The following is a 16,745-nucleotide window of genomic DNA, read 5'->3' on the forward strand; positions in this document are numbered from 1 at the left end:
TGCAGGCAATCCAGTTCCGTCACATTACCCGCCCCCCTACTGAGAGCACTGTTATGAAGACACTCGCTTCTGTTGTAGCTGCGTCCCTCTGCCTGATCGCCGGCGCCAGCCATGCGGCTGACGCAAAAACCACCTTCAAGCCGTTTTCTGGCGTTGATATCAGTGGTGTGTATGAATGTGTGGGCACTGATGTGCACGATGGCGAAGGAAAAAGCCAGATGACACTGACACTGGACAGCAAGTACAGCTCGGGCAAATTCGGTGGCTATAAAGCCAAGGTCGAAGCCGATGGGGCGCTTATCTACAACGGTTCTGTCGTCGCTGACCGCGACCACCTGGCGATGAACTTTGTTAACGTCGACCCATCAAAAAATGACTTTGGCGTGGCTCTGGCGAAAGTCAGCCGCCCCTCCAAGGGTAAGTTCAAGATCGAAAAGACTTACTACGAACCTGACTATATGGGCGGCGGTAACGGTATTGAGACCTGCACCTCGAAATAACAGGGTGATACACAGTGTTCAGGATGAGTCGCTGCTGTTCTGAATGTATCAATAACCCAACCAGGTAGTTAACGGGTTGGGTTATTGTTCCTCCTGCGCTCGTACTCTGATACAGATGCAATAACGTTACCTATTCAAAATCCCTGGTTCGTAATAGTGGACACGTTGAATGCAATGGCGACGTTCGTTCGCGTCGTTGACTGTGGCAGTTTTACTGCTGCGGCATTGGCGAGCGGACTTGGGGCAACGCAGACCCCAGCGTCATGCAACTGGCGATGATGATTAACTCACGTGTCGCCACATCCAAACCGGGGCGGTCCAATATTCCGGCTAACGCCCCTCCCCTGGCCCAAGGTCAGGTTCGATCTATCCCGGCAAGGATTCCCGCCTTTATGAATGCGACCAAATGCTCGGTTTTGGTATCGAGATCCATCGCGTTCAGTGTACTGCCGCAAATGCGTTCTATGCGGTTGTCCAACACGCTCATGACCAGAGCACCGACGGCAAACAGATAAGACCAATGAGCGGTTTTGGAACTGATGCCGGGCAGCGCCTCACGGATAGCACGAATGAACTCCACAGCAATGGGGTCGAAGTACTCAGCGACTATCCCTCGGTCGACTTCTCGGGGATCGGAAGCCTCGCGAGCCACTAGCTTGGCGTATGCGATTCCTGCTTCGCTGTTCTGGTGTTTCATCGCTGGCAAGACAAACGCTCGCACGATGTGATCCAACGGATCTTCTCCGGCAGCGAGCGGTTCATGAAGCAAACTCAAACGCTCATCCAGCACAGCTTTACGGCGTTCAAACAATTCACGATAAAGGTTGAGCTTCGTTTTGAAGTGGTAGACCACCAGGGGCAACCCCACCTCAGCCGCATTCGCAATGTCTCTCATCGAGACACCGTTGTACCCCCCTTCAGAGAACAACCGCTCCGCGGCATCCAGCACCTGCTCACGCTTGCTCACCTCGGTATTCCTTTCCTTTGCCGATGCCTCCGTCATGTAACTGCCTGTGTTTTTTCGCTGAATGTCCCGTAATTGTGCCCTCCTCTTGCCAGGGGCGCCACTTGTCATTTGCCGTCTGGACGACACTAACTGTACGTGTGTATAGTCTCCGCCAATAATAACAATATGGCCGCTCAGTCAGCGTCAAGCGGCAAACAGGAGGCTTTATGAACATCAACCTCAACGTTATGAAATGGCGTGTACTCACGGGATGCTTTCTCAGTTACATGTTTGATGCGCTCGACGTTTTGGTGCTCATCATCTGCTTGCCTGCAATCAAGGAAACCATGCAGATCAGCACCACCCAGGCAGGGCTCATGGTGACCGCGACACTGCTGGGTATCGGCGTCAGCAGTTTGGTAATGGGTGGCCTGGCCGATACCTTGGGTCGTCGAAAAGCCCTGCTACTTTCGCTGGCAACCTTTGGTGTCCTCACCATAGCCATTGCCGGTGCGACCGACTGGAAGCAGATATTAGTGTTGCGCTTCCTCGCCGGGCTCGGTCTTGGCGGCGTATGGGGAACCGTTGCAGCACAGGTCAACGAAGCGTGGCCGCCCCATCAACGAGCTCGCGCCACGGCCTTTGTTCTGAGTTCTTTTTCCATAGGATCGGGTCTTGCCGCAGTCTTGGCCGCCTGTTTCCTGAAAACCTATGGATGGCGTGTCTTATTTGTCATTAGCGGCGTTCTGGTTGTTATCCCGATTATCTATGTCTGGTTGCGCGTCCCGGAGTCGGCGGTGTGGCTAGCCGAACGAAAAGCCAGTCGTGATCTTTTGGCGCCTCGTAACGCTGTGACCATCAAGGCGCTATTTGCCGCAGATTTGCTGCGTAAAACCCTACTTGGCACCACTGCTTCGGCACTCGCACTGACTGCTTACTGGGGCGCGATGACTTGGCTGCCCACCTTTCTCGTTCAGGAGCATGGCCTCGAACCTTCCACCATGGCGGGCTTCATCGCGGTAATGAACGTGGGAACCTTCATTGGCTACAACCTTTTTGGCTGGCTGGCAGACCGAATTGGCAAACGGCGCACGATCATCATCTGCCTGATCGGCTGCGGTTTGATGCTGCCGATCTACACGTTTGCGACCGACAAAACCGCGCTCTTGCTACTGGGACCTGCCTTCGCATTTTTCATCGCTTTTGCAGGCGTGTTCGGCTCCTATTTTGCGGAGCTTTACCCCACACACCTTCGAGCCTCTGGCGCAGGGTTTTGCTTCAACGTTGGCCGCGGCATCTCTGCGTTTGCCCCGTTGTTATTAGGTTCTGTTGCGCTTTCCGTCGGTTTTTCAATCAGCATCGGTTTTTGCGGCGCGTTATTCCTGCTGGCAGCGGCAGTCATTTTCCTATTGCCACAGGACGTAGCCCCTCACCCGGCTTACCAGAGTCCTAGAGATGTTTCGCCTGCTGGCGAATCCATCTGACGATCCTCATCAATCAATTATCAAGGAGTTTAGAAATGGCCCGTCGATTTGTAGATCTTTCCATCTTCCTGGAAAACGATGTCATCTCCGACCCGCCCGGGTATGAGCCAAAAATCCAGTATTTGGATCACAAGGCGACCGCGAAGCAAGTCACTGGCTTCTTTCCCGGGCTCCAGATTTCTGATCTGCCGGACAGCGAAGGCTGGGCAATAGAACATATCCAGCTTAATACCCATAACGGCACTCATCTGGATGCTCCCTTCCATTTCCACAGCACCATGAATGAGTCGGTGGGCGAAGGTGAGCCCGCCATGACCATTGACGAAGTGCCACTGGAGTGGTGCTTCCAACCGGCTGTGAAGCTCGACTTCACACGTTTTCATGACGGTTACGTTGTCACCGCTGAAGATGTCGAGGCGGAACTTGCGCGCATCGGGCACGCGCTAAAACCCTTCGAGATTGTTGTGGTCAACACCGGTGCTGGAGTGCGTTACGGAAAGCCAGGCTACGTATCGTCCGGCTGCGGCATGGGCCTTGACGCCACCATGTACCTGCTCGAGCGCGGTGTACGCCTGACTGGCACCGATGGCTGGAGCTGGGACGCCCCTTTTGTGCACACCGCAAAAAAATACGCGCAGACCAAAGACGCATCCCTGATTTGGGAGGGGCATAAAGCGGGCCGCAACATTGGCTACTGCCACCTGGAGAAACTGCACAACCTCGAAATATTGCCCCCCTCTGGTTTTTTTATCGCCTGCTTCCCTTGCAAGATCCGAAACGCCTCGGCCGGGTGGACACGTGCCGTCGCCATTTTCGACGACGCCCTCAATGCTGCGGGATGAACGCTCTCTAACGCGTCTTAAGGGGATTGCTATGCAACTGAACCACACTCACGACATCACGCGCCGTAGTTGGCTTGAGCAAGCAAACGACTCAAGGAGTGACTTTCCACTACAGAATCTGCCGCTCTGTGTTTTTCGCCGAAAAGGCTCTGCCGACGCTTGGGGCGGGGGGATCGGTATCGGTGATCAGATCGTGGATCTCGCCGCCCTGCACCAAAGCGATTGTGTAAAAGGTCTTGCTGCAGATGCGGTGTTGGCAGCGTCCGCTCCCACGCTAAACAAATTGCTGGAACTTGGCCCTGATGCTTGGAAAGCATTGCGCCATAGCCTGTTTGGGTTGTTGGAAACAGGTAGCCCTCATGAACAATCAGTGCGCGAAACGCTAGTTGCTCAGGCCGACGCGGAGCATGCAGTACCCGTACAAATAGGAGACTACACCGACTTTTACACATCCCGTGATCACGCAGAGAATTGCTGTCGGCAGTTCGGGATAGAGGTATTCCCCAATTTCGACTGGCTGCCTATCGGCTATCACGGGCGGGTGTCGTCAATAGGCGTCAGTGGGCAAAAGGTCTTCCGACCTATGGGGCAGTCGCGGCCAGATCCGAATGCCGAACCGGTTTATGGCCCCTGCCGGCGATTGGACTATGAGCTGGAAATCGGTGCAGTGATCGGCACAGGGAATCCGAGCGGAACCAGCATTCCCATCGCGTCAGCTCAGCAACATATCTTCGGTCTATGTTTGTTAAACGACTGGTCAGCGCGTGATATTCAAACGTGGGAAATGCAGCCGCTAGGACCGTTCCTCGCCAAAAATTTCGCCACCACTCTATCGCCGTGGATTGTCACACTCGAAGCACTTATTCCTTATCGAACGGCGTGGACTCGCTCGCCGGAACGCCCGCAACCGCTTGGCTATCTCAGTGCGCCGGAAAACACTCGGTTCGGGGCGTTTGACATACAACTGGACGTGTCGATTCAGAGTGCTCGTCAACGTGCCGAAGGTGGAGCGCCGCGCACACTGACCCATACCAGTTTCCGTCATCAGTATTGGACATTGGGCCAGATGGTTGCCCACCACACCATGGGGGGGTGCAACCTGCGAAGTGGTGACCTACTGGGCAGCGGCACCATCTCCGGCCCCACTGCGGGAGAGGCAGGGGCACTCATCGAACTGACCGTATCGGGAGCAGAGCCAGTGGATATAGGCGACGGTGAACTGCGAGGCTTTCTTGAAGATGGGGATACCGTGGTGTTCCGAGGTTGGTGCGAACGCCAGGGTTTCGCTCGCATCGGGTTCGGCCTGAATGACGGCACTGTGGTGCCATTCCAGCCGCTCAACTAGTTGCTCAGCGGTCATGGCGATCGCTGGCAAGCGAACGCCATGACCGCCGTGGTTTTCCAGTGATTACTGGTAAATCTTGATTGCCCCCCTACCCCTAACGCACCGCTTTTGTAAGTGATGCTTTAGCAGAGTCATGCCTAAAAAAAACAATAAGAACGGAGCCTCACTATGAATCATCGCAAGTACAACCACTGCCACGTGATGTGTGTAGCGCTGGCAATACCCTTTTGCGCCCGGGCAGGCGAAAACGGCTTTATTGAAGACACGACTGGAACGCTGAGCGCCCGTAACTTTTACTTCAATCGCGACTTCTCGGGCCCGAATGTCGCTCAGTCAAAATCCGAAGAATGGGCACAAGGCTTCGTGCTCAATTTAAAATCCGGGTATACACCTGGCACGGTTGGCTTTGGTGTCGATGCTATTGGTCAATGGGGCATTAAGCTCGACAGTGGTCGCGGCCGGACAAACTCCGGGTTGCTGCCCGTACATGATGGTCAAGCTGCGGATGAATACAGTCGGGCTGGCGCGGCGCTGAAAATGCGTGTATCGAAAACAGAACTGAAGATAGGTGAATTGCAGCCTAATCTTCCCGTTCTTCTTTTAAGTGATAACCGGCTGTTACCTGCGACCTACCAAGGCGCGAGCATTGTGACAAACGAGATCGAGGGGCTGACCGTACAAGCCGGGCGACTCAACACCACCAGTTTGCGCAACGAGGCCGGAGACGAGCGTCTTCAACCGATGATTGCCTTCACTCTTCGCCCCGTCAACGCCGATCATTTTACTTATGCAGGGGGCGATTACAGCTTCAATAACAACCGCACCGCGGTTGGCCTTTGGTATGCAGAGCTGCAGGACATATACAGCCAACGCTTTTTCAGTTTTCGACACAGTCAGCCGCTTGGAAGCTGGACGTTGGGTGGCAACCTTGGCTATTTCGATACCCAGGAAACCGGGCGCGATCTCGCCGGCGAGATAGACAACAAGGCTCTCTACGGGCGCGTGTCTGCGCAGCATGGTGCACACACGCTCTCGGTCGGCTACCAGACGATGTTCGGTCGACAAGGCTTTGCCCGGGTGTACGCCAACCTCAGCCCGCTGGCAAATGAAGCGAACGTGAGCACTTTTGACGCGGCCGACGAAAAATCATGGCAGCTACGCTACGACTATGATTTCGCCGGCCTTGGCATTCCGGGCCTGCAGTCCATGGCCAGGTATACCCATGGAGGCAACGCTGATGTTTCCACCCTGTCAAACGGAGTGTCCGGGACTACATGGGAACGCAATCTAGAACTTTCTTACACGATCCAAAGCGGCAAGTTTAAAAACCTCAATGTGCGCTGGAGGAACTCGACCGTCCGTTCTAATTGGCGCACGGACATTGATGAAAATCGCCTGATTTTTAACTACGCGATGAATCTTTTTTAACGCCTCGGATTGCAACCGTCCGGCGACGTTCTCACAGCCTTGTTGTCCCTTCCGTGGCCTCGAAAAAATATCAATAACGGGTGAAGCGGGTGCACACTGGGATAGCCAGGCTGCGTTTTCAAAACCGGCTGCGCAACTGTGAGCCCCAACGGCACCCCATTCGAGATTTCCCTATGAAACCCAATTCGCCAGTCGATAACGGATTACGCGTAGCGTTGGTGACAGGATCCACCTCCGGTATCGGTGCAGCCATCGCACGTCGATTGAGCCGGTCAGGCTATGCGGTGGTCCTCCATTCGCGAAACTCTGCGGATACGGGGCGCGCCATGGCGGCCGAAATGAAGCAGGCTATCTACGTGCAAGCTGATCTTGCGTGTGAAGCGGACAGGGTCAGGCTGGTTAACGAGGCGATCGCGGCGTGGGGTCAGCTGGACGTATTGGTCAATAACGCCGGCATCAGCAGAGTCATTCCCCACAGCGACCTGGCCTCTGCCACTTCGGCGGTGTGGCACGAACTGAACGAGATAAATGTAGTGGCGCCATTCCACCTGGTCGCATTGGCCGAACCGGCATTGCGCGAAGCCGCCCGTTACCGTCGAGCAGGTAGCGTCGTAAACATCAGTTCGCATGCGGGTGTGAGGCCTAAGGGCGCATCCATTCCCTACGCGGTGAGCAAAGCTGCGCTCAATCACATGACCCGCTTGCTCGCGGTGTCACTTGGGCCAGACATTCGCGTCAATGCCGTGGCGCCAGGCTTGGTCGACACGCCTCTGACCGCAGAGTGGACAGGTGCCCAGGCGTTGTGGCGAGATCGCGCGCCCATGCGCAGGGCCGCCAGCCCGGACGACATTGCCAGCGCTGTTGCGATGTTGGTTGATTCGGACTACTTAACCGGTGAGATACTTCTGTCAGACGGCGGATTAAATCTGACCTAGGTTAGGCTTCAAGCTCCATCCCGCGGGGCTCGCCGCATGCGGTCCGGGCTACTGCCCATGAATTGGTGGAACATGGCAATAAAGGCAGAAGCATTGTTGTAACTCAAGCGCCGAGCTATTTCTTCAACTGAAACGCCCCGGTCCAATAATGACAGTGCTGTTGTCAGCTTGAGGCGTTGACGCCATTCATGAAAGGAAATACCGGTCTCGGCTTTCCACCATCGCGATAGCGTTCGTTCGGTGGTCCCGACGATCTCCGCCCATTGGCCCAGGGCCCTGCGATCACCGGGCGCCAACTGGAGGGCCGTGATAATGGATGCAATCTCCGGGGTGTTCGACAGCGGCAAATAACTGTCGAACCGTGGTGCCAACTGCAATTGGTCGATCAATACGTCGGCCAAACGCTTGTCCATGGAACTAAGAGGCAGGTTAACGCAGCGAATCTCAAGGTCCGCCGTGATTGCCTTGAAAATACTGCTGAGTAGAAGTGTACAAGCTTGGTCCGGCAATTCGGAGCATCGGCTTGATTCCACGTAGAGCGCAGCGTAGCAAATGTCCTGGTTGACGCTGGAGTAGTGTTCGATATCAGGCGGTATCCAGATGGCGTAGGCCGGGGGTGAAAGAAAAAGCTTGCCCTCGATTGTCAATTGAACGACGCCACTGATGGAGTAAAGCAACTTTCCCCATGGAAACTTTCGTGATGGAAAGTGGGTGCCCGCCGGGATGTCAGCGATTCGAAAAGAAATGGGTTCCGGTGGAAGGCCGATCAATTCGGTCAGTTCTGATGGCATGCCTGCTTCCCACTCGCCTTGGCTTTCCATCAGTATTATGCACGGGGCGGCCACTTTCCAGCCTGACGCCAGGTTGCTCACTTAAGGAGACGCCCCGCGGGCGTCAAAAAAATTGAACCTAGCGTTCAGTCTGCCGGGATTGCCGAAGGTTCGCGACCAACAACCGTTCAAGGGCAAGCACACCCGAAACACCCCCCTGTTCAACAGCCAGCTTTTCTCCACTGAGTAGATGACTCACCGTCCTGACGTCCTCGCCAAACCAGAGGATATCGGGCGCCTCGGCCTGATACTCACGCCAATCACCCTCGGCAGCACCGCTGGCAATGAAGCTGGAATAGTGCCGGCCCATGTGTGCTGAAGACTGCTCCATGGCATCGCGATCAATACCTTCAAAAGAGGGAAAACAGGCCAGATCCAAGGCAGTCATATTACGAAATAGGAAGGGTATGTTTCCGGTATGAACAGCGCGAAGTTCGCCGTCTACACCTGGCAAGTCAAACGAGAACTGGTAGACGTATGTCCGGACGCCCTGTTTCGATAAATTATCGGCAATGGCAAGAGAGGGGTACTTGAAATACACGAACGACATGATGTCGGAAAGACAATGCCCCTCAGGGTGGCCGGGATGCAGACGCTCGTAGCACTCCAATACTTCACCGGCCTTGTCGGCAAATATCTGCTCCAGGACAGTCAAGACATCTTCCCTGCTTCCCTCCCGAACGGTCTTTGAGTGGCCACGAAAGAACTGCCATTCATCCTTGGCAAAACCAATCATCACCTCAGCTGGCGGAGCCGAAAGGACTTCGGTCGATAACCGGATGGCGGGAGTAACCTCGACAAGGGGGCCACCTGCCACGGCCCCCAAAGGGCGCCACGCAATGGCCATGTCCGCTGCAAAATAGCGCCCCATGATGTTTTGTACCGCCAACAAACGCTCGGGATCAATATGCGCGAGCTCACCGATATCGGTGAGGCCCAACAGCTCAATATACTTTTGCGCCACCCACTTGGCGTCGGGCAACTGCTGTGTGCACCAAGGGTTGAAAGGTGTCAGTGACTGAAGAATGGCACGTCGATACAGGCCGGCCGACTCGCTCATGCACAGCAGATGAGAGACCGCCGTCGCGCCCGCTGACTCGCCACCGATGGTGATGTTGTCGGCGTCACCCCCGAACGCCTGGATGTTATGGTGGACCCAACGAAGCGCGGCCAATTGGTCCTGCACCCCGAGATTGATCGCCTCATTAAAACGATCATCCAGCAGACCGAAATGAACCCAACCCAACGCTCCCAACCGATTATTGGGTCGCACAACAATCATCCCGGTTTCCCGCGCCAGGTTCTCACCCCGCTCAAGGACGAAGGAGCCTGAACTCACGACGTTGGCGCCACCGTGATAGTAGACATAGACCGGGCTGCCCGCCTCGGGCCTCTTCTCGGGGACCCATATATCAAGATACAAGCAGTCTTCGCTGGCCAACGGCTGTTCGTATGTTGCCCCCACATAAGGAGGCCAGGCCATCAATCCCGTAACACCTGGGTCCATCTGCGCGATATGTTCCTGCACCCGTTGCAGATTGTTCCGATTGGTCTGCAATGACGCAGGGCTGGCAGCTTTTGCATTGCGTATATCGGTCCATGGAACTACCGGGCGCGGCGCTTTAAAACGAAGATCGCCGATGGGCGCGGCAGCATACGGCACGCCTCTGAATACCGTAACGCCGTCGATAGTGGATCCCATCAGAGGGCCATCAGCAGTTTGTATGATTAACATGGAACTCTCCAAACAGGTTATTTGGCCACGGGAAGCCAGAGCATTAGTTGCCCAATCGACATCAATTCAACGTGATAGCGTCGCAAGTATCGGAAGGTAGGTCAGTGGCGCCGGGAGCACCTGACAAAGTGTTGCCATAAGAGTAGGAATATCCCCTGATGGGCACAATAAGTACTATCTGCCATTGATGCCGAGTCGAAGCCACGCGGCCATCAGTGAGGCGCCCAATTATTTCCAGGCCACTATCTCCACACTATCTGGATAGTGCTGTCGCGCAGTACTGGATACAGTCGAGAACGCCTGCATTCCAGGGCGATCCACAGCGCCCTGGCCTTGCCCTCAATTCGTCCTCGATTGGAGCGTTTCACCTATGAGCCTATCCCCTACCCCACACTCGGCGCTGGCAGGTAAAGATGAGTACCTGATAGAGGGCATTCGTGTAGAGCGGTATCCGCGAAGCGGTCCTGGGCCGTCGGTGCCGCTGATTTGCGTACACGGTGGTGGCCAGGCGTCATGGTGCTGGGACGATTTTGCGCCGGTGCTGCAGCAAGGCGGGTTTGACGTGCATGCCCTCAATTGGCGTGGGAGAAACGGCTCGGCCGCTGTGGATCCTGAATGGTTTCTCACCGCATCGATTGCCGATGTGGTGAAGGACATTGCGGCCGTTGCTGCCCAATTCGAGCAACCACCGATACTGATCGGCCATTCGATGGGCGGCCTGGCCTGCCAGTTGTATGCCCAGGACTTTCCGGTCAAGGCGTTGTTGCTGCTGACGCCCGTGGTTCCAAGCCAAGTCAACGCGCCGATCATCGAGTTGCCGATCGATTATTCGATGCCGTGGGGGCCCTTGCCGCTGGAGATGGCCAAGGCGTTGTTTTTCCAGGGGCTGGACGATGCGCAGTGCGCGCATTTCTATCCCATGCTGGTACCCGAGTCGCCCCTGCGTTGCTTTGAGGCGACGCGCTGGACGTTGCCTGTGACGGTCGAGCGTATCCGCATGCCCACGTTGATTATCTCCGGAGCGCTGGATGCCCTCACGCCCGCCAGCACCGGCCAGCGCCTGGCCGAACTCTTTGGTGCCGAACACCGCCTGGAGACCGCCCTGGGGCATAACGTGCTACTGGGGCAAGGCGGCAAGGACGTCGCGCAAAGCGTTTTGCCGTGGCTTGCCAGCCATACCTGATACGACGGTCGCCCATGGATGGGCCTCTTGCGCACATGATCAAGACGACTGTGAACCCTGGCAGACGGTGCGAATTGTTGTGAAACGCCCGTTCACAACAACGTCATCAATGACCCATTGCCTTAGGCTTGCCTCAGCAGACACGCAATGACGTGCCGAACAATTGCACTTTTGAGGCGCAAACAATGGCGAAGATCCAAAGTGATATCCCCCTTTCTTCCGACACTACCAAGGCAGGTTCGCGTTTCGAGAAAGCGCTGGAGCACTCCAGGGTCTTAGCCGCGAAAAAGCCAGACTCCACACCACCGCGCGAGGCGAAAGCGGATGAGTCCGCGCCGGCCTTCCTGGAGTACCAGACCATTGAGGCGCCCGGCAAACATGGCAAGGGAACGATTCGCTACACCACCCATGACGGTGACAATGTCGTCGTCAACCAAGCCACCGCGCCCAAGTTGTACGAGCAAGTCCTCAAGGACCAACTCACCCAGCAGGCCCAGCTGAGTGGCTACAACGTCTCGCTGGATAACGGCGACACCCTCAGCTACGCCGACCACATCACCGAGATCGACACCCGCCACGCCGACAAAGGCGTGATCACCTACACATTCGGCGCCAACCAGTGGGTCATCAACAACACCCTGACCCCGGACACCTTCAACCGCTTGATGCATGCCAAGGATGCCCTGGCGTTCAAGCAGGAAGGCTATCAACTGGTGGGCAGCGCCCAGACACTGCCGGCAAGCAGCAGTGACTATAAAAGCATCGTGCACAAGGACAATGGCGTAATCCTGGTGGAAACCAACGACGGCAAACGCTACGCCGTGTCCGAGGCACTCAACCCTGAGCTCTCCGCACAACTGGGGTATCAGGGGGATGTGCAAAAGCTCCTCGATAAAGGCAAGGCCGAGGGTTACGGGCTGGTGTCTTCACTGCCTGCCGACTACGACATCAGCAAGCTGAGCGTCGAGTCCATCGATGAAAACACCGGTGTGATCCAGTTCCAGTACGACGGGCAGAAATACCTGCTGCCACCCGGCGACGCCAATGAAGCGGAAGTCAGCCTGCCACCCGGCATTCGGATCGGCCTGGCCGGTGCCAATGACAAATCCCCAAGCCTGGAAATGCGCGGCACACGCCTGTATGAGCTGCTCAGTGCGCTGAAGCAGACCGAGGGCAGCGTGGCCCACGATGCCCTGGTCAACGCGATCAAGAACAAAGACTACCTGGCTCACGATACCGAGGCGCCCTCCTCCGTGGCCGATATCGACAACATCCATGCCTACAGCGAAGGCGACGTGCAGGTGGTCACCCTGAAAAACGGCAAGACCATCACCGTTATCGAAGCCCTTGCACCGCAGTCATTCCAGGCCTATGCCGAATCCGCGAAGACCCTGGACGGCATCAACCGCGCCCAAGGCGATGGCTATCGCCTGGCCACCGAGGCGGATTACCTACCCTCCACCGAGGACATTTCCAGCGTGGGCGGCGTCGGCGAGTATGGCCCCGGCCTGATCGCGTTCACCTACCAGAAGCCGGGCGGTGAGCTGGAAAAAATCGTGGTCAGTCAAGCCAGCACGCCGGATATGTTCGCGCAAATTGCCGGGCACCGTGATGACATCACTGAACAGATCAACGACGTCGATGAGCTGCGCAAGCAGTACGGCCTGCCGCCCTCCAGCGAATTGAACGTCAATGACTTGCCCACCACGGAAAAGGATGAAGACGGCAACGCGCTGAGCATTCAGGACCTGACCTTGCAGAACCTGGTCAAGGAATACCGCGCGGGGGTCGAGAACGGCAGCATCGGCGCCGACGATCCACGCGCCAAGTTCCTGCGGGCCCTGGAAGCCAGAAGCATGGCGGATAACGGCATGACGGTGATCCCGGAACATGGCCGTGGCTACAAATCCGATGCCAGCGACCCCATCGATGTCACCAGCCGCGATGTGCGCGATGAAATCTTCGACACCCAAGCCATCGACCAAACCCTGGCCGAACTCAGTGGCGACAAGACCATCGCCGCCGACATGGACCGCTTCGACAAGGACGCCAGGACCAAAGTGGACGGTGGCGAAGGCAAAATCACGGAAGTCGAGGACACGCTCAAAAGCAGCGCCAACTCCGAAGGCTTTCGCAACTACATCAAGTCCCTGCAAGACAGCGGCAAGACCGAACTGGCCCAGCAGGAAATCCAGCAAACCTACCTGGGACTGGCGCAGATCGATCCGGCCATTGCTGAACAGTTCAAGGGCGACCTCAGCCGCGACACCATGATCATGGACCTCGACGCGATCATCGGGGACCCGAGCAAAATCACCGAAGACAACAGCGCATTGGCAGCCATCGACACCACCAAATACTGGCTGCGGGCCGCACGCGGCATGACCGACATCCCGACGCAACTGATCAACACCTGGGAAACCACGGTCCAGAAATTCATGAACAACAAGGCCGACGCCGCGGCCTTCAGCAAGATCTACGCGGAGCTGGGCGATAAGTACATGCGCAGCGGCAGCATCACCCAGGCGGACATCCAGGACGCGCTCTCTGCCGAGAAAAACGTCTTCAAGTCACTCTCCTCTACCGAGAAAGACAGCCTCACCAAGATGTTCACCACCATGAAAGACACCGGCACGCTGGGCTCCATGTCCGGGTTGTTCGGGCTGGCGCGCGGGATCTACCAGTTGCATGGCAATGCCGGGCACATGGCCGATACCCCGGAGGGACGCCTGGGCATCGCCGCCGACTTCATGACCTTCTCCAGTTTCTCCAACGGGTTCCTCACCCTGGGCTCAAAAACCGCCGACCTGATCCTCAAGACCAAGATTTACGACAACCTGGGCTTGAGCAAAGCCATTCCCGACATGTGGCGCCAACCCCCCGGCGGCCCGGTGCCGCCCATCGACATCAAATCCGACCTGGCCGAACACTTGGCCCATCAGGACTTCCTGCCCGACAAGCCGGACATGCGGATTCCCGACGGCAAGGGCGGTTTCCGCGTCCAGTCGGGCGGGGGCAATAGCGGTGGGTCCTGGATTACCGATGCCAACGGTGGCGGTGCTGTGCGCGGTACCGGCCTGGACAAAGCCGCCACCTACGCCAACTACGACGCCGAGGCATTCAAGTCCGGTTACCTGAACGGTGAGTACAACACCAAGTACCGCATCGCCGGTGCTGGCAACGCCAGCCGGATCGCAGGCTCGGTCTCGCGGTTCATTGGCTCTTCTGCCGACCTGGCGGGGGCCGTCACCGGGGTCGTGCTCGGCGCTTTCGGTATTCGTGACGGGCTGAAGAACCATGACTCGCTGCAGACGGCGTCAGGCTTTCTGGGGGTGTTCGGCGGTGCCAGCGGCGTGGTGGCAGGTATCGCCAGCGTCAACGGTGCGTGGGGCCTGATCGGCGGTGCGGCCGGCCGGGTGATCGGCGCCCTGGGTCCGGTAGGCTTTGTGGCCAGCGCAGTGCTTGGTTTTGTCGGGGCCATCCTCGGCACCATCAAATCCAAGAAGCTGCACAAGATTTCCGGGCAGAAATGGGACCAGCTCAAGCAGTTCGAGAAAGATGGCCTGCTGCAACCCAATGGGGCGAACAACTATGTTTGGCTGCAAACCTACCTCGCCAATAATCGCCAGCGCGACGCACCTGTCGGGCAGAGCATCTTTGATTTTCGCGAGAAGGAATTCAAGGGCGAAGACAGTACCCATAACGACTACATAGGCGACGGGTTAAACGAAAGGTCAAAAGATTTTGCGTTCGCCAGTGGCCATGCTTACACCTTTCTTGATGATGAAGGCAAAGAGCATACCTACATCAGTGGCTATGGCTATTTCGAACCCGAGGAAGACGGTTTGCCCAGGTTAGGGGGCAGCTAGTCAAAGCAAACCCAGGCGTTGGCCTGGGTTTTTTTATGCCTCAAAACGGCAATTGACGCTCACCGAGTTGCACGGTTACCCACTTCAGTTCGGTCATGTCCTGGACTGAATAGCGGCCGTTTTCCTTGCCGTGCCCGCTGTCCTTCACGCCGCCGAAAGGCGCGTTGGGGTCGTCGTCGAAGGCGTTGTCGTTGATGTGCACAGACCCTGCTTGCACCCGGAGGGCAAAATCAAACGACTTTTGCAGATCGTTGGTGATGATGCCGGAAGACAAGCCATAACGACTGTCGTTGGCCAGTTCCAGCGCATGCTCATAATCGCGGGCTTCGTAGATCGACGCCAATGGGCCGAAACTCTCCTCCTGGTAGACCGTCATGCCGGGCTTGACGCCAACCAGCACCGAAGGCTCGAACACCGTGCCATGGCGTTCTCCGCCGGCCAGCAAGGTCGCACCTTTGGCCAGTGCATCGTCGATATGCCCCCTGATGAAATCGGCCTGTTGCGGGTTGATCAACGGCCCGACGGCCGTCGTCGGCAGTGCCGGGTCACCGTACGGGATGCTGCGGACCTTCTCGGCGAACGCGGCGCAAAAGCGCTCATACAACGGCGCTTCGACGATGATTCGCGAGTTGGCCATGCACACCTGGCCCTGGTTGAAGTAAATCCCGAAGGCGGCCGAGCGCACCGCATAGTCCAGATCGGCATCGGCCAGTATCACCACCGGGCTTTTGCCGCCCAACTCCAGGACGAGCCGTTTTGAGTAACGGCCTGCCAACTCGGAAAGCACTCGCCCGACCGCTGCGGAACCGGTGAACGTCACCAGTTTTACCCGGGTATCGGCAAACAGCGTGTCACCTATCGCCTCGTTCGTCGTCGGGATCACGCTGAGCACGCCCGGTGGCAGCCCGGCCTCCTCAAGAGTTTCGGCAAACAACAAGGCGGCCAGCGGCGTATAGGGTGAAGGTTTGAGGATGAAGCTGTTACCGGCCGCCAGCGCCGGGGCGAGTTTTTTTCCGTTGAGCAGCAAGGGGGCATTGAACGGCCCGATGCCGGCGACGACTCCCAGTGGCTGGCGGATCGACATGGAAATACGCCCGGGCATGTCGGCAGGCATCGTCTCGCCCCTTACATCACGGGCTTGCCCGGCGGCGATGCGGAACGTGCTGATCATGTAGTCGCACTCGAACATCGCCTTGCCGAACACGTTGCCGCCCTCCTCGATCAGCACCTTGGCGATCTCCATGCGCCGCCGTTCGATGATATCGGCGGCCTTGCACAGGATCGATTCGCGCTCGCTGGCCAACGTCTTGCCCCAGGCCTTCTGCGCGTGTTCGGCACTGGCCAGCGCCACTTCTATGTCGGCCGCCGTCGCCAGGTGCACCCGGGCGATGATCGCTTGGGTATACGGGTTGATCACGTCCTGCACGGGCTGCCCGGCAGACTCCCACGCACGACCATTGATGTAGGGGTAATAGGTCTTCATGGTGATACTCCTGTGTTCCGGTCGGTACCGGTCGCGCAAATTTGCCGATTAACTGGATAGTCGCCACCCCTGCTCAACCCTAAGATGAGCCAGCCGGGGCGCGGTAGCGGGGCCATTATTGGCAACGCCCGGCGCCTCGGTCTTGGACTGGTGCGCCGCTCTGAC

12 protein-coding genes are annotated in these 16,745 nt (G+C 57.2%); 8 read left to right on the forward strand and 4 right to left on the reverse strand.

Translation table 11 applies throughout. The features are described 5' to 3' along the window. The first annotated feature begins 53 nt into the window (after positions 1 to 53). Entirely contained in the window at positions 54 to 500 is a 447-nt protein-coding gene (locus HX855_RS22030) for a hypothetical protein (RefSeq protein ID WP_177085999.1), read from the forward strand. Between the two features lie 355 nt (positions 501 to 855). Here the strand turns inward: HX855_RS22030 and HX855_RS22035 are convergent, their stop codons facing one another. Beyond that, complete coding sequence (locus tag HX855_RS22035; RefSeq protein ID WP_177086001.1) at positions 856 to 1,503, reverse strand: TetR/AcrR family transcriptional regulator; 648 nt, start codon at positions 1,501 to 1,503, stop codon at positions 856 to 858. Positions 1,504 to 1,673: 170 nt separating this feature from the next. Between HX855_RS22035 and HX855_RS22040 the strand changes: the two genes are divergently transcribed. From HX855_RS22040 to HX855_RS22060, 5 genes are all read left to right on the forward strand, one after another. Beyond that, entirely contained in the window at positions 1,674 to 2,930 is a 1,257-nt protein-coding gene (locus tag HX855_RS22040; RefSeq protein WP_177086004.1) for an MFS transporter, read from the forward strand. A 35-nt stretch (positions 2,931 to 2,965) separates the two neighbouring features. Continuing rightward, positions 2,966 to 3,772, forward strand: a complete 807-nt coding sequence (locus tag HX855_RS22045) for a cyclase family protein (protein WP_177086006.1) — start codon at positions 2,966 to 2,968, stop codon at positions 3,770 to 3,772. A gap of 31 nt (positions 3,773 to 3,803) precedes the next feature. Then, positions 3,804 to 5,117 (forward strand): fumarylacetoacetase, encoded by a 1,314-nt coding sequence (gene fahA, locus HX855_RS22050; RefSeq protein WP_177086008.1) that lies wholly within the window; start codon positions 3,804 to 3,806, stop codon positions 5,115 to 5,117. A gap of 168 nt (positions 5,118 to 5,285) precedes the next feature. Further along, positions 5,286 to 6,545, forward strand: coding sequence for an OprD family porin (locus HX855_RS22055; RefSeq protein ID WP_177086010.1), 1,260 nt, complete (start codon positions 5,286 to 5,288; stop codon positions 6,543 to 6,545). Between the two features lie 173 nt (positions 6,546 to 6,718). Next, a complete protein-coding gene (locus tag HX855_RS22060; RefSeq protein WP_177086012.1) occupies positions 6,719 to 7,480 on the forward strand; it encodes an SDR family NAD(P)-dependent oxidoreductase in 762 nt (253 codons plus the stop codon). Positions 7,481 to 7,488: 8 nt separating this feature from the next. Here the strand turns inward: HX855_RS22060 and HX855_RS22065 are convergent, their stop codons facing one another. Both HX855_RS22065 and HX855_RS22070 read right to left on the reverse strand, forming a co-directional pair. Next, positions 7,489 to 8,271: a helix-turn-helix transcriptional regulator gene (locus tag HX855_RS22065; RefSeq protein ID WP_177086014.1), complete on the reverse strand. Its 783-nt coding sequence runs from the start codon at positions 8,269 to 8,271 to the stop codon at positions 7,489 to 7,491. Between the two features lie 118 nt (positions 8,272 to 8,389). Then, a complete protein-coding gene (locus HX855_RS22070; protein WP_177086016.1) occupies positions 8,390 to 10,045 on the reverse strand; it encodes a carboxylesterase/lipase family protein in 1,656 nt (551 codons plus the stop codon). A 370-nt stretch (positions 10,046 to 10,415) separates the two neighbouring features. On the opposite strand from HX855_RS22070, the gene HX855_RS22075 reads away from it, so the two are divergent. Then, complete coding sequence (locus tag HX855_RS22075; RefSeq protein WP_177086018.1) at positions 10,416 to 11,228, forward strand: alpha/beta fold hydrolase; 813 nt, start codon at positions 10,416 to 10,418, stop codon at positions 11,226 to 11,228. Between the two features lie 185 nt (positions 11,229 to 11,413). Beyond that, complete coding sequence (locus HX855_RS22080; RefSeq protein ID WP_177086020.1) at positions 11,414 to 15,097, forward strand: hypothetical protein; 3,684 nt, start codon at positions 11,414 to 11,416, stop codon at positions 15,095 to 15,097. A 40-nt stretch (positions 15,098 to 15,137) separates the two neighbouring features. On the opposite strand, the gene HX855_RS22085 is transcribed toward HX855_RS22080, so the two are convergent. Further along, positions 15,138 to 16,580 carry an aldehyde dehydrogenase family protein gene (locus HX855_RS22085; RefSeq protein WP_177086022.1) on the reverse strand — a complete coding sequence of 481 codons (1,443 nt, stop codon included), beginning with the start codon at positions 16,578 to 16,580 and terminating at the stop codon, positions 15,138 to 15,140. Between the last annotated feature and the right edge of the window lie 165 nt (positions 16,581 to 16,745).

The sequence above is a fragment of the Pseudomonas sp. IPO3778 genome, assembly GCF_013386825.1.
Taxonomy (GTDB): domain Bacteria; phylum Pseudomonadota; class Gammaproteobacteria; order Pseudomonadales; family Pseudomonadaceae; genus Aquipseudomonas.